The 17,891-nt window shown below is 62.7% G+C and carries 16 protein-coding genes and 1 pseudogene; 7 read left to right on the top strand and 10 right to left on the bottom strand.

Translation table 11 applies throughout. From position 1 onward, the window contains the following. Nucleotides 1–236: 236 nt before the first annotated feature. From HV773_RS22385 to HV773_RS22405, 5 genes are all read right to left on the bottom strand, one after another. Nucleotides 237–1,859 (bottom strand): PqiB family protein, encoded by a 1,623-nt coding sequence (locus HV773_RS22385; protein ID WP_175196724.1) that lies wholly within the window; start codon nt 1,857–1,859, stop codon nt 237–239. After that, nucleotides 1,834–3,123, bottom strand: a complete 1,290-nt coding sequence (locus HV773_RS22390) for a paraquat-inducible protein A (RefSeq protein ID WP_175196725.1) — start codon at nt 3,121–3,123, stop codon at nt 1,834–1,836. Before HV773_RS22390 ends, HV773_RS22385 begins: the two co-directional genes overlap by 26 nt. Next, a complete protein-coding gene (locus HV773_RS22395) occupies nt 3,120–3,542 on the bottom strand; it encodes a hypothetical protein (RefSeq protein ID WP_175196726.1) in 423 nt (140 codons plus the stop codon). Before HV773_RS22395 ends, HV773_RS22390 begins: the two co-directional genes overlap by 4 nt. A gap of 207 nt (nt 3,543–3,749) precedes the next feature. After that, a complete protein-coding gene (locus tag HV773_RS22400) occupies nt 3,750–4,391 on the bottom strand; it encodes a lipid-binding SYLF domain-containing protein (RefSeq protein WP_217481929.1) in 642 nt (213 codons plus the stop codon). Nucleotides 4,392–4,529: 138 nt separating this feature from the next. Then, the gene (locus HV773_RS22405) at nt 4,530–5,234 is read right to left on the bottom strand and encodes a hypothetical protein (RefSeq protein ID WP_246282360.1); all 705 of its coding nucleotides are present in this window, start codon (nt 5,232–5,234) and stop codon (nt 4,530–4,532) included. Between the two features lie 51 nt (nt 5,235–5,285). Here HV773_RS22405 and HV773_RS36930 point away from each other — a divergent pair. Next, nucleotides 5,286–5,603: pseudogene (locus HV773_RS36930) on the top strand (site-specific integrase); the annotation flags it as partial. A gap of 57 nt (nt 5,604–5,660) precedes the next feature. Here the strand turns inward: HV773_RS36930 and HV773_RS22410 are convergent. Together HV773_RS22410 and ribA are read right to left on the bottom strand one after the other, a co-directional pair. Continuing rightward, complete coding sequence (locus tag HV773_RS22410) at nt 5,661–6,383, bottom strand: IS6 family transposase (protein WP_175196728.1); 723 nt, start codon at nt 6,381–6,383, stop codon at nt 5,661–5,663. A gap of 760 nt (nt 6,384–7,143) precedes the next feature. Next, nucleotides 7,144–7,791 carry a GTP cyclohydrolase II gene (gene ribA, locus HV773_RS22415; protein WP_175196729.1) on the bottom strand — a complete coding sequence of 216 codons (648 nt, stop codon included), beginning with the start codon at nt 7,789–7,791 and terminating at the stop codon, nt 7,144–7,146. 300 nt (nt 7,792–8,091) lie between these two features. Here ribA and HV773_RS22420 point away from each other — a divergent pair, with 300 nt between their 5' ends. Next, nucleotides 8,092–8,535: a CBS domain-containing protein gene (locus HV773_RS22420; protein WP_175196730.1), complete on the top strand. Its 444-nt coding sequence runs from the start codon at nt 8,092–8,094 to the stop codon at nt 8,533–8,535. Between the two features lie 199 nt (nt 8,536–8,734). Here HV773_RS22420 and HV773_RS22425 read toward each other — a convergent pair whose 3' ends face one another. Both HV773_RS22425 and HV773_RS22430 read right to left on the bottom strand, forming a co-directional pair. Continuing rightward, a complete protein-coding gene (locus tag HV773_RS22425; protein ID WP_175196731.1) occupies nt 8,735–9,088 on the bottom strand; it encodes a DUF4148 domain-containing protein in 354 nt (117 codons plus the stop codon). Between the two features lie 171 nt (nt 9,089–9,259). Continuing rightward, the gene (locus tag HV773_RS22430; protein ID WP_175196732.1) at nt 9,260–9,982 is read right to left on the bottom strand and encodes a DNA-3-methyladenine glycosylase; all 723 of its coding nucleotides are present in this window, start codon (nt 9,980–9,982) and stop codon (nt 9,260–9,262) included. A 253-nt stretch (nt 9,983–10,235) separates the two neighbouring features. Between HV773_RS22430 and HV773_RS22435 the strand changes: the two genes are divergently transcribed. Then, complete coding sequence (locus tag HV773_RS22435; protein WP_175196733.1) at nt 10,236–10,628, top strand: hypothetical protein; 393 nt, start codon at nt 10,236–10,238, stop codon at nt 10,626–10,628. A 61-nt stretch (nt 10,629–10,689) separates the two neighbouring features. Here HV773_RS22435 and prpR read toward each other — a convergent pair whose 3' ends face one another. Continuing rightward, nucleotides 10,690–12,807, bottom strand: a complete 2,118-nt coding sequence (prpR, locus tag HV773_RS22440; protein ID WP_175196734.1) for a propionate catabolism operon regulatory protein PrpR — start codon at nt 12,805–12,807, stop codon at nt 10,690–10,692. Here prpR and HV773_RS22445 point away from each other — a divergent pair. The 4 genes from HV773_RS22445 to acnD all read left to right on the top strand — a co-directional run bounded on the left by HV773_RS22445 (nt 12,758) and on the right by acnD (nt 17,846). Beyond that, entirely contained in the window at nt 12,758–12,976 is a 219-nt protein-coding gene (locus HV773_RS22445; RefSeq protein WP_175196723.1) for a hypothetical protein, read from the top strand. The two genes, prpR and HV773_RS22445, sit on opposite strands and share 50 nt — an antisense overlap. 27 nt (nt 12,977–13,003) lie before the next feature. Then, nucleotides 13,004–13,894 (top strand): methylisocitrate lyase, encoded by an 891-nt coding sequence (gene prpB / locus HV773_RS22450; RefSeq protein WP_175196735.1) that lies wholly within the window; start codon nt 13,004–13,006, stop codon nt 13,892–13,894. Nucleotides 13,895–13,947: 53 nt separating this feature from the next. After that, a complete protein-coding gene (gene prpC / locus HV773_RS22455) occupies nt 13,948–15,114 on the top strand; it encodes a bifunctional 2-methylcitrate synthase/citrate synthase (RefSeq protein WP_175196736.1) in 1,167 nt (388 codons plus the stop codon). Nucleotides 15,115–15,251: 137 nt separating this feature from the next. Then, complete coding sequence (acnD, locus tag HV773_RS22460) at nt 15,252–17,846, top strand: Fe/S-dependent 2-methylisocitrate dehydratase AcnD (protein ID WP_175196737.1); 2,595 nt, start codon at nt 15,252–15,254, stop codon at nt 17,844–17,846. Nucleotides 17,847–17,891: the final 45 nt, after the last annotated feature.

Here is a 17,891-nt window from a genome sequence, read left to right on the forward strand (position 1 = left end):
TGCATCACCTCGATCTCGTCCATCGTGTACACCTGTCCATTAAAAATTTAGATGGACACGATCCTCGCCTTCGAGCCTTACTCATTCAAGATGACTTTACCGGGGGCTTACTGCGGTGCTCATGGCGGTGAGTGTTGTATCAGGCTTCAACCGGTAGAAGCTGGACACAGGCGAGCTGGAGCAGCCACCAAGCGATACGGCCAACAGGGCGATAACGACCGATATTAGTGCGCGTGTCACGGGTGTGTCTCCTGCTGCTTGCCACGAATCAACGCCTCCGGATGCCGCTCAAGATAGTCGGCGAGCGTGCGGAATGCCGTAGCCGTGCGTGAAAGCTCCTGAATCATGTCGGTCGCGTTCTGCTGCAGGGCAGAGTCCGGCTGCAACGCGTTGTTGGCCGAGTCGAGCGCAGCATGGGCCGCGGCGAGTGTGCCCTGCGCCTGCGGGACGATCATGGTGTCGAGATCGTTGAGCAGCGTCTTCGCGCTCGCTAGCGTCTCTCGCGCGTTCTTGCCAATCGCGTCGAACGGGATTGTGTTGAGCTTTGCCACGAGTTGCGTGATGTTGTCCTGCAGCCTTTGCAGGTTACCAGGGACCGTCGGAAGTTCTGGAGGCGATGACGCCCAGTTGACAGTGGCTTTTGGCGCGTCAGGAAAGAAGTCGGCGGCCAGGTACAATTGCCCTGTTAGCAGATTGCCCGTTTTAAGCTGAAGACGCAGTCCCCTTGCGACGAGGCGATCCGCCAGCGCGTGAGGATCGTTGGACACGCGGCCACCCGGGGCGCTGATCGCGCCGGCCTCATAGCGAGACGTGAACAACTCTGGATACAGGTCTATTTCCACCGGGATAGTGAACTTCTGTGTTTTGGGATCGAAGCGTGTATAGATCGCTGTCACCTCACCTACCACGATGCCGCGGAAGTCTACAGGCGCGCCCACGGTCAGTCCCCTGACCGATTCAGTGAAGTCGGCAACGTACTTGACGACGACGTGATAGTGCGCCTTCATCGCGTCGGCCCGATCCGGGAACAGCGTGTAGGTCGAGTCGGTCGCGGCGACGGCGTCGTCGAACCCGTTCGGCAGCGACTCGAATGCCACGCCGCCGATCATGATCGACACGAGCGATTGCGTATTGACCTGGATGCCACCCGAGCCGACTGTTACGTCGACACCGCTCGCGTGCCAGAAGCGCGTGTCCGTAAGAACGAACTTGTCGTACGGCGCGTTGATAAACACCCTCAGCGTCACACCGTGCCCGTCAGGATCGAGCTTGTAGCCGGATATCTGTCCGACCTGCAGCCTTCGGAAATAAACAGGCGTACCGACGTCGAGCGAGCCCATATTGGTGCTTTTCAGAATGAATTCGCGCCCCGGCACATCATTCGCGATCGCGGGTGGTGTCTCGAGACCTACGAATTCGCGACGCTCGGCTTTCGTTTTTCCAACATCCATTTCGATGTAAGAACCGGACAGGAGCGTGCCGATCCCGGACACCGTTCCGCCGGATATACGAGGGCGCACGACCCAGAAACGCGTGGTGTCCACAAGCATGTTCGTCGCATTTTTATTGATATCCGCAGTCGCGATGACTCGCTCGTGATCAGGCGTGAGCGTAATGGTTTTGACGAGCCCGATGTCGACGTTCTTGAACTTGACTTTCGTCTTTCCCGCTTCGAGACCATCAGCGGTCAGGAAACTGATCGTAATTGTCGGTCCCTTCTCGATGACTGCCTTGACAGCGAGCCATCCGCCAATCAGGACCGCGAGGACAGGTACGAGCCAGACGACCTGAAGACGCCAGCGTGAGCGCGGCGTTGCTTCCGCATTGGGGAAATCAGGCGTTTTCTCCGGTCCTGGCATGATCGCGCTCCACTTCGTCCCAAATCAGGCGGGGATCGAACGCCATTGCTGCAAACATCGTCAGCACCACCACGGCACCGAATGCAATCGCCGCATTGCCGGCCTGTATTGTCGCAAGTGCCTGGAACTGCACGAGCGCGACGAGCATCGTGATCACGTAGATGTCGAGCATCGACCAGCGCCCCACAAACTCGACCATCCGATAGATCCGTATGCGCTCGATGGGGTACCAGCGCGAGTGCATCTGCGTGGAGATCGTCAGGTAGCCGAGCGCGAGGATCTTGAGCATCGGCACAGCGATGCTCGCGACGAACACGACGATCGCAAGCGGCCAGGATCCCGATGTCCACAGGTACACGACGCCTGAGAGGATCGTGTCGTTCTCGGTCCCGAAGAGCGAGTTCGTGTACATCACGGGCAACATGTTCGCCGGGATGTACATCACCATCGCTGCAACCAGGAAGGACCACGTTCGAGACAGGCTCGCGGGTTTGCGTACATGCATCGCTGCACCACAGCGCGGACAATCGAACGTGTGGGCGTTGGCCCGTACGCTGGCGAGCAGCCCGCAATCGTGGCACTGCGCGAGACCGCATTGCGCTGCGGTAAGCGAGCCGTGCAAAGACGCTTCGTCCAGGTCAGGCTGCGCGTTGATGTGCTCGACGGTGGCGACGCGCGCCCACAAACTGCGCGTATCGAAAGCGGCGCCAGCCGCCGCCAGTACGAACATCAGGGCTGCGAACGACCACAGTGCAGGGCCCACAACCACGCCCGCAATCGCGGATAACTTCACAAGCGCGACGAGCAAGCCGAGGATCAGGACCTCGGTCATCCCCCATGGCTGGCAAAAGCGGAAGAGCCGAAAGATGGCCGGACCACCCCACGGCGCGCGGTTGCATTTCAGTGGGATCAGCAACCACAGCATGCTTGCGGTCTGCAAGATCGGCATCAGGACCGTCGTAATAAACACGAGGCCCGCGATCGGCCATTTCCCATCCAGATACAGTACCTCCACTGCGCCCAGCAGCGTTGTTTCGACGACAGTCCCACTGACCGACAGGCCGACGATCGGATAGAGATTCGAGACCGCGAAGAGTACAACCGCGGCGAGAGAAAACGCGAGCGCCCGGTCGAGACTGTTGGGGAGTTCGCGGTAAAGCTGGGCGCGGCAGCGCCGGCATCGCAGGGCTCCGCGCTCCGGCACGGGCACCTCGCGCTGCAGGAGATCGCATTCGTGACAGGCGATGAGTTTCCCGTGAGTCATGGCGGCACCAGTGCAGCAATGAATGCGCTCGACTTCCTCTGGACCTGAATGCCCTGGGACCGAACCTCCCGTGACGGTCGTGGCAACACGACGCGCAAACGGTTCTGCGCGCCCGCCTCCATGGGTTCAGGATTTGAACCGATTTCGAAGAAAACATTGAACGTCAGGCTGACGGTCGATGAACTCGCCGAATACATATCTATCATGGTGTCTGCACCTTTCACCTGCTCCTCGATGTTCAGACATACGACGGATCGGGCGCGCGGCGCATCGTCATTCGTCTGACTCAGGAGTTCACGGGAGCGGCAGAGGTGCGCAGCGCGCGAACGTGCGCGTCGCCAGGCAACGTCCCATTCAGCCGCCGGCTCGCTCGTGCCCGTTGTCAGCGGATCGCGAGCCAAAATGGCTTCCGTGGCCACCTTCGCTCAAGTCTGGCCGCCACCCGGGTGAAACACAATGGGACTTTGGTCCGATATCCAGGCAGGGGAGGCAGTCGCGAGGTCTCTCGTCGTTTCTGGACCAGGACGATCAACATGGATCGCCATCTCGCGGATGGTCGGAATGACCGGAAAGGCGCGAATAACGCGGGGCCAACCGTCGCGACGACCTCTTCGTCTGCCCAACCATCATGGACTGATACGAGATATCTTTGTTCCTCGTAACGCGGTTCCGGCCATCAAACCCTGCTGATTGAAAATCATTGCATATACGTCTGACTGCGCCGTTTCGGTGTTAAGGTTTTTTGCGGTTCCCTCATCGACCACGACTACCGTTGGTCCGACACCGATCTCGAAATCACTGCTTGTTTTAAGATTATTTAGCGCGGCGTCAGTCATGAATAGCATGACATACGCGTATTGCTGAACGCCTGCCTGGAAGCCGTAGGACATCGACGTCGTGGCGTAATACCCCGTGATCTTGCCATTCTCGATTAGTTCGCCACTGCCATGCGAAACGCCGGCAAGAAAGCCGGCCCGCACCACACTTGGAAATACCAGCACTGCCTTCGCTTTGCGCGCCAAGGCGCCCATCTGGGGATGGGTTGATGCAAGGCTAGACAAGGCCGCTTGAGAGTCAGCGTCAAGCATGAGTTTCGCGCTCGTCCCCTGTGTCTGCGGCGCCGGCGCCATCGCTGGCGTCGCCGCTTGCGACGACTGAGCCGCTGTGGATGGCGGCGTGGCACTGTCGCTCATCTGACCACTAGTCGTACATGCCACGAGGATTGCCAATCCAGAAATCGCGGCTAGCGCGGGTACCATTTTCGACATGACGCGCTCCGATTTTAATTAACAACTGACAAACGCACCGACTCAATTTCAACGCTCTTCGCGTATCAAATAGTCTAGTACGCTTGCAATTTAAATCCATTGGTCAGTCTGCCGCCGGCGTTCCCCCGGGTCAACGAATCAAGCATCGCCTTTCTTGTCACGATCACTCGCGCCGACTTTCGACGATAAGCCGAAATTGTCGAACAGGATGTGCAGGCTGAGGAGGAGAACCCAGATCGGGAAAACAAGCATGATCCAATCTATGTGGCGGCCAGCAAAGAGCAACGCGAGTGCGGCGGCGTATCCAACAAACGCTATCCAGCGCGAAACAAAGCCGGTACGTAGAGCAAGTGTACAGGTAGCCATCGTGAATACTGCGGCCATGCGAACCGCGTAAACATTCGTGAGTTCGTAGGCAACCGCGCGCGCGACGGTGAACGTGGCCGAACCGGGAAGTCGATCGAACTCAATGCGATACGCGACCACAATCCCGCCGACGAACGCGGTCGCGGCAAACAACATCGCCAGGAACAACAGGCCGCTCCCCATGAACACCGTAGCGAAGAAGTGATCCTCGTAGTCTCCGAGACGATCCCGCAGCACGCCAATGAACCAGAGAAAGGCAATGCCAGCGAACGGCACCAGGTTGACCGCAAAAAATACGGTGCCAGATCTTTCTCGAAGCCACTCGCCCGCTTCTAAAGGAAGTACCGGAACAGTACGCCGTATCAGCAGAAGAGTGGTAATTAGCAAGACAGAAAATACGATGCCGGCGATGGCGGCAGCGCGGGGGGCTCTCAGACGCGTGCTCGGCCTGGTCCACTTAAGTCGCCAGTCCTTCATTGAGGGATCCATATTTAGCGTCCTTCCGACCCTGCCGTGATCTGTGGGCACATTGATCATGCTAGGCCAAGCGGCGACCAACTTGAAGTATTGACAGATCGATTGAAGCTTCCGGAAATCTGGGCGATTCGCACCCGGCTCCAGATACCTTCGAAAATTCGCGAGCGGGCTATGTTCAATCTCGCAATTGATAGCAAACTTCGGGTATGCGATCTGACGCGGCTGCAGGTGCAAGACGTCTGCCAAGGCGCCCACGTGGGATCGCTGGCAATGGTAATGCAGCAGAACACGCAACGGCCGGTTCAGTTCGAGATCACGGAGCAGACTCGTCAGAGCCTTGAGGCATGGATTCGGGCGCGGGGATTAAAGGGCTGTGTCGCAATAACGGAATTGGGATGAGCGAACTCACGCAATGAGCAGGACTGCTTACATCGCAAGAGAATGGAATTGATCGGTCGCAGTCTCAGCGATGCCATCGTCACGCATCTGCCCCTTTCGGATCATGTGCATGATTTCGATACCGGACAGGATGATGCACGCGCACCGGAAATCCTTGAACCCCATCATCGGTTTGATGATGCGTTTGACGGCCCGGTGGTCCTGCTCAATGATGTTGTTCAGATACTTGTTCTGCCGGACCTTAATCGGCGTTGGCCGTTCGCCGTTAAGCGCTTCGAGCGCGGCCAGATTGGCGCCGCTCTTATCCACCGTAATCGTTTCGGGCTCACCGTTCTGGTCTATCGCCTTCCTGAAATAACGAAGCGCAGCCGCCTTGTCACGATGGGCTCGCAGCAGGAAGTCAACCGTATTGCCCTCTTTGTCGACGGCGCGGTACAAATACTTCCATTGACCCTTGACTTTGACGTAGGTCTCATCGACTCGCCAACTCTTGCCCACCGGGCGCTTTCGGCGGCGAAATGCCTTTTCAAATACCGGCAGTACTTTGATGACCCAGCGGTGCACGCTCGAATGATCCACCTCGATTCCACGCTCCAGCACCATCTCTTCGAGGTTGCGCAGGCTCAACGAATACGCCACATACCAGCGCACGCACAGCAGAATCACGTCAAGCGGATAATGCAGCCGCTTCAGCACATTCCCAATGCCATCGGGCAGCGTCTTACGTGGTGTCTTCTTGATCTTGGCCATCGTGTTCGTCAGCTGTGTCGGCCTGCCGATTTTACCGCAGCGCTTAATGCGACACAGCCCTCGAGCGCGCCGGAAGGACGAAGTTTTCCTCGAAAATGTGCAACGTAACACGCATATGAAGATAAGTATTCCTATCTTTATAGAGCGCTATTTCGCCGCTTGACCAATGCAAACGTGCGAGTGAGTACGACCGAAATGGAATCGAAAACTCGGCCTTTCGGAAGCACAAGTCTGTGCAAAAACACTAAAGGCGTCAGGCCAGCGGGGCGCAAGCGCATTTGCATAGCGCCAGGTGGTTAAAGTCAAACTCAAGCGCGACGCGAGTTCATTGAACTGGTCCATGTCGAGAAGCGTGGCGATCAGATCACTCTTTCGGGCCGGTGGCATCGCGGCGATGCACGAAGGGTTGTCGATTCCCGGCGTAGGTTTTTTGCGGAGAAAGACATATGGCGTAGGTTCTCTCCCAACACGGGAAAAAACCTACGCCGGCATAGCCGACTCAAACAGAGAAAGGTGAGCGGAGGCTAACTAACCCAGTGCTTGGCATCCAACAGAACGCATTTTAAAATCAATTACTTATATTTAAACCCAGCAAATCCGACCGCTCCTCATCAAGCCGAATATTACTTTTCTTTCATTCGTTCATTATTTTTTCGGATATGCGAAGGGGCAGCTGCAATCACGCCACGAAATTCTAAAAATCGCTTATTTTTCAATAACCTAAGCGCAGATACCAGCGTTCATCCGAATGTCAATCTGACTACTCGTTCTCCTCGAAGTAATGCCCGAACTTGACCTGCTTGGTGCGGATATAGCGTTCGTTTTCCTCGCGCATCGGGATCGCCAGCGCGACGCGCTCGATCACGGGGATGCCGTGCTTCGAAAGCGTGTCGAACTTCTTGGGATTGTTGCTCATCAACCGCACCGAGGTGACCTTCAAGAGGCGCAGGATAGCCGCCGCCGAATCGTATTCGCGCGCGTCGTCGGGCAGGCCGAGGTCGAGATTCGCCTCGACGGTGTCGCGGCCCTGCTGCTGCAGCTGGTAAGCGCGGATCTTGTTCGACAAGCCGATTCCCCGGCCTTCGTGGCCGCGCAGATACAGCAGCACGCCGCGCCCCTCGGCCGCGATGTAGCGCAGCGCGAGGTCGAGCTGCTCGCCGCAGTCGCAGCGGTACGAGCCGAACACGTCGCCGGTCAGGCATTCGGAGTGCAGGCGCGCGAGCACGGGCTCGCCGGCGCCCACGTCGCCCATCACGAGCGCGACGTGCTCGGCGCCGCCGTCCTTGACCCGGTAGACATAAGACTCGAACGTGCCATAACGGGTAGGCAGCGTGGCGACCGCGTCAAGCACGACGCATTCGTTGGCGTTATCGCCATCCGCGCAGGACGGCTCATGGGGCGTAGGCATGATCTGGAACAAATGACTGGCATAAACCGGCCCAAGGCCGGATTGAAGTTTGGAACCGGAGTGTACCGCCATTTGGCCCATCCCGCCCCGCCTCCCCCCGGCGCCGTGTGCCCGCTGTGTGCCATCGGACCCAAAATCGGGTGCATATCCAGGTGCCGCGCTCACGCCCATCGGCCTATACTGGTATGGCTTTCATGGCTTACTGAGATGGCTGACTGAACGGTCACGGGCAGCGCATACCCCGCTCGTGCCACACCACGCAATGTCCGAACCACACGAAGGACGAACAGGAGTCGCCCTATGACGAGCGTTGCCCAAGTACTCAAATCCAAGTCGGAGCAGGTGGTCCATACGATTGGCGCCAGCGATTCCGTGTTCAACGCCATCCGCCTGATGGCCGACAAGCAGATCGGCGCGCTGGTGGTCACCGACGGCGACTCGATCGTCGGCATCGTGACCGAGCGCGATTATGCGCGCAAGATCGTGCTGATGGACCGCTCGTCCAAAACGACCGCTGTGCGCGACATCATGAGTCCGCACGTGCGCTTCGTGCAGCTCGACCAGACCACCTACGACTGCATGGCGCTCATGACCGAGCGGCGCATGCGTCACCTTCCCGTCATGGCCGACGGCAAGCTCGTGGGCATGGTGTCGATCGGCGACCTCGTGAAGGACATCATCGCCGAGCAGCAGTTCACGATCTCGCAGCTGGAGCATTACATCACGGGCGGCGCGGGCACCTGAGCACCCGCCCTCGCCGAAATACCCTCAGGCGGCAGCCAGCAAAAAACGCCCAATCCCGAGCGGGTTGGGCGAAGCCACCTTGCGGCGGCGGAGGTTTCACGCATGAAAAATCGTGCGCTGGCTTGCGAACCGGCAAGCCGGTCAGTCAGGCGGGCGTCGCCCGTCTGGCTGGCCTGCGCGCGGCGTCTGGGCGCCTGAATCAGTTACCGAAATAAATCGAGTTGGCCGGCGACGGCGCCATGCGTGGCGCGGGCTGACCCGATTGCATCGTGCCCATCGGCGCGCCGCCATAGCCGGTGTCGGCTACCGGCAATTGCGCCTGGGCCATGCCTTCTTGCTGCGAAACGCGCGCTTGCGCGGCCTGGATGTCTTGCGGATACGTCGAGTCGTTGGCGGTTGCCGGGTTATAGCCGGCCTGCTCGAGCTGGATCAATTCCTGGCGCACTTCGGCGCGAGTCTTGGGTGCGGTGCTCGAATCCTGCGCGAACGACAGCGCCGGAGCGGCAACGAGGGCGGCGACAACTGCGGCTTGAATCAGAGTACGGGTCTTCATGATCACTTACCTCCATAGCTTGTTCTGCGCCGGCCGGCAGCGCCTTGCCGCGAGCCAACGATTTCAAGTTTATTAAGACAGGAGATAAGGGCAAATACCTATTTCTCTAAAATACAGTTCCGTACAGGGCAACAATGCAATATGCACATGAATCGTCTTCGAGCCTCGGCCTCAAACGCCGTCCGCCAGCAGCTTGCGAGGCCCGCTGACAAAGCGGCTGCCCGTCTCGTAAAAGCGCAGTAGCCGATGCGTTTCGCGCGATAGACCGATGCGCGTCGTCACGCTCGTGGTCCGGTCCGGTTCCCGCGTCGCGCCGTTTTGCACCATCGCGTCGGGCGCAGCTGCGTCTAGCCGACCGATCCACAGCCCTTGCCCGCCGCAAAGATCGAAGCCGTCGAATGACTGGCCGATGCCGTAAGCCTGCGTGAGTCGCCCCGGCCCACGCGCGAGATCGCGCAGCGGCGCGCCGCGGCGGCGGTGCGCCATCGCCGCCAATCCTTCGAGCGGCTCCACGGCGCGAAACAGCACGCCCGCGCCCACCTCTTCGGCTTCGCTCGACATGTTGAGCATGTAGGCACTGCCGTAAGTGAGCCGGATATACGCATGCCCGCGCGCGAGGAACATCGACGCGTTCCAGGCGCGCCGCCCGATGAATGCGTGGCTCGTCGAGTCGCCGAGCGGATACGCTTCCACCTCGACGAGGCGGCCCGCGATGCGCCCTTCGTCGGAGTCGCGGACGAGATACTTGCCGACCATGAAGCGTGCAAGCTCGACCGTGTCGATGGGCAGGTCCTCCCGGCGCAGCGGCACGATGGGCAGCGCCGCGCGCGCGTCGCCGGAAGGCGTGCTGAAGTGGCTGGCATTGCGGGCGACTTTGCTGACTGCGGTCGGCATGTAGCGGTCCTCCGATGCGGGAATTGCGGGTTGCCGTCGATTGCCGTCGATCGATCCGGGGCGATCCGAGGCGCGATCGCGGCCTTGCGGGAACCGGCCGAGTGTAGCGCCGCGCCCCCAGGCGTGCCCGTCCGCCTGGCTTCGGTCACGCCGCATCAGTGCCACGCGCGCTGTCCTGTTGCGCTACCATCGACGCCATGGGCGCGCACCTTGCGCGCCGCGCGATGTCGAACCCAAGCCAGGAGCCGCCACGATGGACGAAGCCCGCGCAATCCAGTTCCTCTCCGAGATCCGCAAGCCGCTCCTTACGCTGCACAAGGCGATCCTCGACCACGAACGCGCCGCGTACGAACGCGAGTTCGGGCCGACGCCACCAGCCGCCTTCCTGCAAGTGTTGATCAACGGCCCGGAGTTCCGCTGGCTGATGCCGCTCTCGACCGTGATTGCGAACGTCGACGAAACGCTCGACGCCAAGGACGCCAAATCCGAAGACCGCGTGGGCGCCGCCGAAGGCGTGGCTGGGCTCTTCGCGGGCGAGGAATCGGTGGAGTTTTTCGAGCGCTATCAGGCGCTCCTGCAAAAGAGCCCCGAGGTACTGCATCTGCACGGCGCGGTTGCAAAGCTGCTGAACGGCATCAAGAACTGAGCGCGCGATGAGGGCGGCGTGTCCTTGCGCGCCCTTTCACGCCCTTCTGCGTTCTTTCGCGTCAGGTCTCGCGCGCCGGTTTGCGTCGCGTCCCCGCACCGCCTTCCCCGTTTCCTTCGCCCGCGTGATTCGCGCCCGGCTTGGCTTTCGCGGCATTCAGGCGTCGCCAGAGCGTCGTCTTGCTGATGCCGAGTTGCGCGCACACGCGGTCGCGGTCACCGCCGTTCGCTTCGAGCGCCGCGCGGATCTCGTCGGCTTCCACGTGCAGGCTGCGCTCGCGCAAGGTGAGCGGACCGGCCAGGCCGGCCTCCAGATCGACCGCAGCGGCCTGCGCCGCCTGCATGTCCGCTGCATCGTGTAGCGCCCCAGCGGCGAGCATGGCCATCCCCCGCGCCGCGCCGCCGCGCCACTCGAACACCTCCGGCGCGATCGCGCGCAGCACCTCGGGCGTGAGCACATCCACGTCCGAATCCGCGAGTTCCACCACCATCCGCTCCACCACGTTCTGCAGTTCGCGCACGTTGCCGGGCCACGCATGACGCCCGAGCGCGTCGCCCACCGGCGCGAGCGCGCGCGTCGCGTCGTCCTGGCTGCGGATGCGCAGCGCCACGCGCGGCTCGCGGCGCGCCGACTGTAGCAGCAACTCGGCGGCGAGCGGCACGATGTCGGCGCCGCGCTCGCGCAGCGGCGGAATCGCCAGGTTCAGAATGTTCAGCCGATAAAACAGGTCCGCGCGGAATTCGCCCGAGTCGATCTGCTCGGTGAGCGCGCGGTGCGTGGCCGCCACCACGCGCACGTCCACGCGCGTAGGCTCGGTTGCACCGAGACGCACCACCTCGCGCTCCTGCAGCACGCGCAGCAGGCGGCTTTGCAGCGGCAGCGGCATCTCGCCGATTTCGTCGAGAAACAGCGTGCCGCGATGCGCCGCCTCGATCAGCCCGACCTTGCCGCCGCGCCGCGCGCCCGTGAACGCGCCCTCCTCGTAGCCGAACAGCTCGCTCTCCAGCAGCGTCTCGGGAAACGCCCCGCAGTTGATCGCCACGAACGGGAAATCGCGCCGCGCGCTCTCACGGTGGATACCCTGCGCGACCATCTCCTTGCCGGTGCCGCTTTCGCCGCGGATCAGCACGGTGGCGTCCGAGCGCGCGTAGCGCTGCGCGAGTTCGCGCACGCGCACGATGCCCGGCGTCGCGCCGCTCAGGTCGCCAAGCCGGTAGCGCGCCACGAATTGCTGGGTGCGCTGGCGCGAACGCAAGGTGCGGTCGAGCCGCTCCACCGCTCGCGACTCCTGGAACGTGAGCACCGCGCCCGAGGCCACGCCGTTGTCTACGAGCGGCCCGCGATGCACGACGTAGCTCACGCCGCGCACGGTTTCGAGCGACTCGCCGTCGGTATCGGGCAGCGTGAAGGCGATGTCGGGGGCGAGGTCTTCGAGCGAGCGGCCCGCCGCCGCCGCCGGGTCGACGCCGAGCACGGCGGCAAGGCGCTGGTTGATCGCCTCCACGCGGCCGTTCGCGTCGAGCGCCACCACGCCGTCGCGCAGATGCTGGAGCACGCTGTCGAGGCGCTGGCGCCGCTGCGTTTCGCGCCACGTGGCCTGCACGACCTCCAGCGCATTGTCGAAGGCAAGCCGCACCGAGGAGCGCGAGTAGACAAAAAACGGCACGAGCCCGAGCCGCGCCGCCAGGTCGTTCACATGACCCGGCCCCACCACCGCGCCCACGCCCCGGTCGCGCAGGTCGAGCACGCAGGCCTCGGCGTCCTGCACGGTACGGTAGGAGGCGAACACGACATCGAGGCCGTACGCGCTCGCGAAACGCCGCACTTCGGAGGGCGTCTCGCCATAGGTCACGAGCGCGACGAGGTCGGCCTCGCGGCGCGCGCGCGCGAGCGCCTGCATCACGTCGAAGCCGGTGGGCTGCACCAGCACCACGGGCAAGTCGATGCGCGCCTTCAGCCAGGTGCCGTTCGAGCCCGCCGCCACGACCACGTCGGGCCGCTGATGGGGCGCGGCCGCGGCGATTTCGGCCGAGGCTTCCTCGAAGCCGCGCGGGACCACGCGCACGTCGGCCAACGCTTCGTATTCGCCGGCGATGTCGCGGAACAGGTCGCGCAGGCGGCTGATTCCCATGGCCCAGACGCGCGGGCGAAATTCGGAAGCGGAGGGAAAGCGGTTCATGGGGCGGCGGTTCATCATCGGCTTGATATTTCATTATCGCGCGATGATTTCAGATTTGAAATTGCAATTTCAGACAAGAAATTGGGGCGCAAGGCGCCTTGGACGCTATCCACGAAAAATCAACGCATTAGCGGCCTTGCTCAAAGCTGGCACGGTATCTGCAGTATGAGCCCCGTTCCTTTGGAGACTCGCACACATGAATAGCAAATTCCCCGCAAGCGCCGGCGCGAAATTCCGCGCGGCCGTGGCTACCGAACAACCGCTGCAGGTCGTGGGCGCCATCACCGCCTATGCCGCCAAGCTCGCCGAGCAGACCGGCTTCAAGGCCGTGTACCTCTCGGGCGGCGGCGTGGCCGCCAACTCGCTCGGCGTGCCGGATCTCGGCATCAGCACCATGGACGACGTGCTGATCGATGCGCGCCGCATCACCGACGCCGTGGACATCCCGCTGATGGTCGACATCGACACGGGCTGGGGCGGCGCCTTCAACATCGCACGCACGATCAAGTCGTTCATCAAGGCAGGCGTCGCTGCGGTGCACCTCGAAGACCAGGTGGGCCAGAAGCGCTGCGGCCATCGCCCGGGCAAGGAAGTCGTCTCGATCGACGAAATGGTGGACCGCGTGAAGGCCGCCGTTGACGCGCGCACCGACGATGGCTTCGTGATCATGGCCCGCACCGACGCAGCGGCCGCGGAAGGCATCGACGCCGCCATCGAGCGCGCGGTCGCCTACGTGGAAGCGGGCGCCGACATGATTTTCCCCGAAGCCATGAAGACGCTCGACGACTACCGCCGTTTCCGCGCAGCCGTGAACGTGCCGATCCTCGCGAACCTGACCGAGTTTGGCTCGACGCCGTTCTTCACGACCGAAGAACTGAAGAGCGCCAACGTGGACATCGCGCTCTACTGCTGCGGCGCGTACCGCGCGATGAACGCGGCAGCGCTGAACTTCTACGAGACGGTCAAGCGCGACGGCACGCAAAAGGCCGCCGTTTCGACGATGCAATCGCGCGAGGACCTCTACAAGTACCTCGGCTATCACGCGTATGAAGACAAGCTCGACGCGCTCTTCGCCGCGAAGAAGTAACGCCGCGCAATCTTCATACCCTCACCCCAATTAGAGAGAGAAAGGACGACACCATGAGCGAAACCGACAACACCACGCAAGCCGCGGGCGGCTTCAAGCCGAAGAAGTCCGTCGCGCTGTCCGGCGTGACCGCCGGCAACACCGCGCTGTGCACCGTGGGCCGCACCGGCAACGACCTGCACTACCGCGGCTACGACATTCTCGATCTCGCCACCGCGTGCGAATTCGAAGAAGTCGCTTACCTGCTGGTGCACGGCAAGCTGCCGAACATCGCTGAGCTCGCGGCCTACAAGACCAAGCTCAAGGCGCTGCGCGGCCTGCCCGCGAACGTGAAGGCGGCGCTCGAATGGGTGCCCGCTTCGGCGCACCCGATGGACGTGATGCGCACGGGCGTTTCGGTGCTCGGCACGGTGCTGCCGGAGAAGGACGACCACAACCTGCCCGGCGCGCGCGACATCGCCGACCGCCTGATGGCCTCGCTCGGCTCGATGCTGCTGTACTGGTACCACTATTCGCACAACGGCAAGCGCATCGAAGTGGAAACCGACGACGACTCGATCGGCGGCCACTTCCTGCACCTGCTGCATGGCCGCGAGCCGTCGAAGTCGTGGGTCGACGCGATGCACGTTTCGCTGAACCTCTACGCGGAGCACGAGTTCAACGCTTCGACCTTCACCGGCCGCGTGATCGCCGGCACGGGCTCGGACATGTACTCGGCCATCACCGGCGCGATCGGCGCGCTGCGCGGCCCGAAGCACGGCGGCGCGAATGAAGTCGCGTTCGAGATTCAGTCGCGCTACGACACGCCCGACCTGGCGGAAGCGGACATCCGCCGCCGCGTGGAAGCGAAGGAAGTCGTGATCGGCTTCGGCCACCCGGTCTACACGATCTCGGACCCGCGCAACAAGGTGATCAAGGAAGTCGCGAAGAAGCTCTCGAAGGAGCAGTCGAACCTGAAGCTGTTCGACATCGCCGAGCGCCTCGAATCGACGATGTGGGAAATCAAGAAGATGTTCCCGAACCTCGACTGGTTCAGCGCGGTGTCGTACCACATGATGGGCGTGCCGACGGCGATGTTCACGCCGCTGTTCGTGATCTCGCGCACGGCAGGCTGGGCCGCGCACATCATCGAGCAGCGCATCGACAACAAGATCATCCGCCCGAGCGCCAATTACACGGGTCCGGAAAATCTGAAGTTCACGCCGATCGGCAAGCGCTGATCGAGGCACGCCAGTCTGCCGAACCGCATAGTCCGTCCGGCAGACTGGGAGACGGCCGCACGTGCGCGTAGAGTGAGCCCATCGCTCACGGCGCGCGTGCCCGCCGCAACCCCACTACATCATTGGTCCCCACAGCCGTGAATACCGCCTACCGCAAGCCCCTACCCGGCACCCGGCTCGATTACTTCGACGCGCGCGAAGCCGTCGAGGCCATCCAGCCCGGCGCCTGGGACACGTTGCCCTACACCTCGCGCGTGCTCGCCGAAAACCTCGTGCGCCGCTGCGACCCGGCCACCCTCACCGATTCGCTCAAGCAGCTCATCGAGCGCAAGCGCGACCTCGACTTTCCGTGGTTCCCCGCACGCGTGGTCTGCCACGACATCCTCGGCCAGACCGCGCTCGTGGACCTCGCCGGCCTGCGCGACGCCATCGCGGACCAGGGCGGCGACCCCGCCAAGGTGAACCCGGTCGTGCCGGTGCAGCTGATCGTCGACCACTCGCTCGCAGTGGAATGCGGCGGCTTCGACCCGGACGCGTTCAACAAGAACCGCGCGATCGAAGACCGTCGCAACGTTGACCGCTTCGACTTCATCAACTGGACCAAGAAGGCGTTCAAGAACGTCGACGTGATTCCTCCGGGCAACGGCATCATGCACCAGATCAATCTGGAGAAGATGTCGCCCGTGATCCAGGCGCGCGACGGCGTGGCGTTCCCCGACACCTGCGTGGGCACGGACAGCCACACGCCGCACGTGGACGCGCTCGGCGTGATCGCCATCGGCGTGGGCGGACTCGAAGCCGAGAACGTCATGCTCGGCCGCGCCTCGTGGATGCGCCTGCCCGACATCGTCGGCGTGGAGCTCACCGGCAAGCGCCAGCCCGGCATTACCGCCACCGACATCGTGCTCGCCCTCACCGAATTCCTGCGCAAGGAAAAGGTCGTGGGCGCGTATCTGGAATTCCGTGGCGCGGGCGCGTCGAGCCTCACGCTCGGCGACCGCGCGACCATCTCGAACATGGCGCCCGAGTACGGCGCCACGGCTGCGATGTTCTTCATCGACGACCAGACGCTCGACTATCTGCGCCTCACGGGCCGCGAAGAAGAGCAGGTCAAGCTCGTTCAAACGTATGCGAAGACGGGCGGCCTGTGGGCCGACACGCTCGCCAACGCCCAGTACGAACGCACGCTGACGTTCGATCTGTCGAGCGTCGTGCGCAACATGGCCGGCCCGTCGAACCCGCACAAGCGCCTGCCCACCTCGGCGCTGGCCGAGCGCGGCATCGCGGGCAAGTGGGAAGAAACGCCGGGCCAGATGCCTGACGGCGCGGTCGTCATCGCCGCCATCACGAGCTGCACGAACACCAGCAATCCGCGCAACGTGATCGCTGCCGCGCTGCTCGCGCGCAATGCGAACGCGCGCGGCCTCACGCGCAAGCCGTGGGTGAAGAGCTCGCTCGCGCCGGGATCGAAGGCGGTCGAGCTGTATCTGGAAGACGCGAAGCTGCTGCCCGAACTGGAAAAGCTGGGCTTCGGCATCGTGGCGTTCGCGTGCACCACCTGTAACGGCATGTCGGGCGCGCTCGATCCGAAGATCCAGCAGGAGATCATCGACCGCGACCTGTACTCGACCGCCGTGCTCTCGGGCAACCGCAACTTCGACGGCCGCATCCATCCGTATGCGAAGCAGGCGTTCCTCGCCTCGCCGCCGCTCGTGGTCGCGTACGCGATTGCAGGCACGATCCGTTTCGATATCGAGCAGGATTCGCTGGGCACGGACCCGAACGGCAAGCCGGTGTACCTGAAGGACATCTGGCCGAGCGACGAAGAGATCGACGCCATCGTCGCGCAAAGCGTGAAGCCGGAGCAGTTCCGCAAGGTCTACGAACCCATGTTCGCGGTCACGGCCGCCAGCGGCGAGACCACCGACCCGCTCTACGACTGGCGCGCGCAAAGCACCTACATCCGCCGTCCGCCGTACTGGGAAGGCGCGCTTGCGGGCGAGCGCACGTTGCAGGGCCTGCGCCCGCTCGCCGTGCTCGGCGACAACATCACGACCGATCACCTGTCGCCCTCGAACGCGATCCTGGCGAACAGCGCGGCGGGCGAATACCTCGCGAAAATGGGCTTGCCCGAAGAGGACTTCAACTCGTACGCAACGCACCGCGGCGACCACCTCACGGCGCAGCGCGCAACCTTTGCGAACCCCACGCTCATCAACGAGATGGCCGTGGTGGACGGCGCCGTGAAGAAGGGCTCGCTCACGCGCATCGAGCCGGAAGGCAAGGTCACGCGCATGTGGGAGGCCATCGAGACCTACATGGAACGCAAGCAGCCGCTCATCATCGTGGCCGGTGCGGACTACGGCCAGGGCTCGTCGCGCGACTGGGCGGCCAAGGGCGTGCGTCTCGCGGGCGTGGAAGTGATCGTGGCGGAAGGCTTCGAGCGCATTCACCGCACCAACCTGATCGGCATGGGCGTGCTGCCGCTGGAGTTCAAGGCGGGCACGAACCGCACGACGCTCGGCATCGACGGTACGGAAACGTACGACGTGATTGGCGAGCGCACGCCGCGCGCGGATCTGACGCTCGTGATTCAGCGCAAAAACGGCGAGCGTGTGGAAGTGCCGGTCACCTGCCGCCTGGACACGGCGGAGGAAGTCTCGATCTACGAAGCGGGCGGCGTGCTGCAGCGCTTCGCGCAAGACTTCCTGGAGTCATCCCAGGCAGCGTGACCTAAAAGCCCCTCTCCCCCTTGGGGGAGAGGGGTTGGGGAGAGG

The sequence above is a fragment of the Paraburkholderia caffeinitolerans genome (assembly GCF_902859945.1).
Classification (GTDB): Bacteria; Pseudomonadota; Gammaproteobacteria; order Burkholderiales; family Burkholderiaceae; genus Paraburkholderia; species Paraburkholderia caffeinitolerans.

Coding starts and splice junctions, on each gene's coding strand:
- HV773_RS22385 (WP_175196724.1), bottom strand. CDS start 1,859: ATGCCAGGACCGGAGAAAACGCCTGATTTCCCCAATGCGGAAGCAACG.
- HV773_RS22390 (WP_175196725.1), bottom strand. CDS start 3,123: ATGACTCACGGGAAACTCATCGCCTGTCACGAATGCGATCTCCTGCAG.
- HV773_RS22400 (WP_217481929.1), bottom strand. CDS start 4,391: ATGTCGAAAATGGTACCCGCGCTAGCCGCGATTTCTGGATTGGCAATC.
- HV773_RS22405 (WP_246282360.1), bottom strand. CDS start 5,234: ATGAAGGACTGGCGACTTAAGTGGACCAGGCCGAGCACGCGTCTGAGA.
- HV773_RS22410 (WP_175196728.1), bottom strand. CDS start 6,383: ATGGCCAAGATCAAGAAGACACCACGTAAGACGCTGCCCGATGGCATT.
- ribA (WP_175196729.1), bottom strand. CDS start 7,791: ATGCCTACGCCCCATGAGCCGTCCTGCGCGGATGGCGATAACGCCAAC.
- HV773_RS22420 (WP_175196730.1), top strand. CDS start 8,092: ATGACGAGCGTTGCCCAAGTACTCAAATCCAAGTCGGAGCAGGTGGTC.
- HV773_RS22425 (WP_175196731.1), bottom strand. CDS start 9,088: ATGAAGACCCGTACTCTGATTCAAGCCGCAGTTGTCGCCGCCCTCGTT.
- HV773_RS22430 (WP_175196732.1), bottom strand. CDS start 9,982: ATGCCGACCGCAGTCAGCAAAGTCGCCCGCAATGCCAGCCACTTCAGC.
- HV773_RS22435 (WP_175196733.1), top strand. CDS start 10,236: ATGGACGAAGCCCGCGCAATCCAGTTCCTCTCCGAGATCCGCAAGCCG.
- HV773_RS22445 (WP_175196723.1), top strand. CDS start 12,758: ATGGCCCAGACGCGCGGGCGAAATTCGGAAGCGGAGGGAAAGCGGTTC.
- prpR (WP_175196734.1), bottom strand. CDS start 12,807: ATGAACCGCTTTCCCTCCGCTTCCGAATTTCGCCCGCGCGTCTGGGCC.
- prpB (WP_175196735.1), top strand. CDS start 13,004: ATGAATAGCAAATTCCCCGCAAGCGCCGGCGCGAAATTCCGCGCGGCC.
- prpC (WP_175196736.1), top strand. CDS start 13,948: ATGAGCGAAACCGACAACACCACGCAAGCCGCGGGCGGCTTCAAGCCG.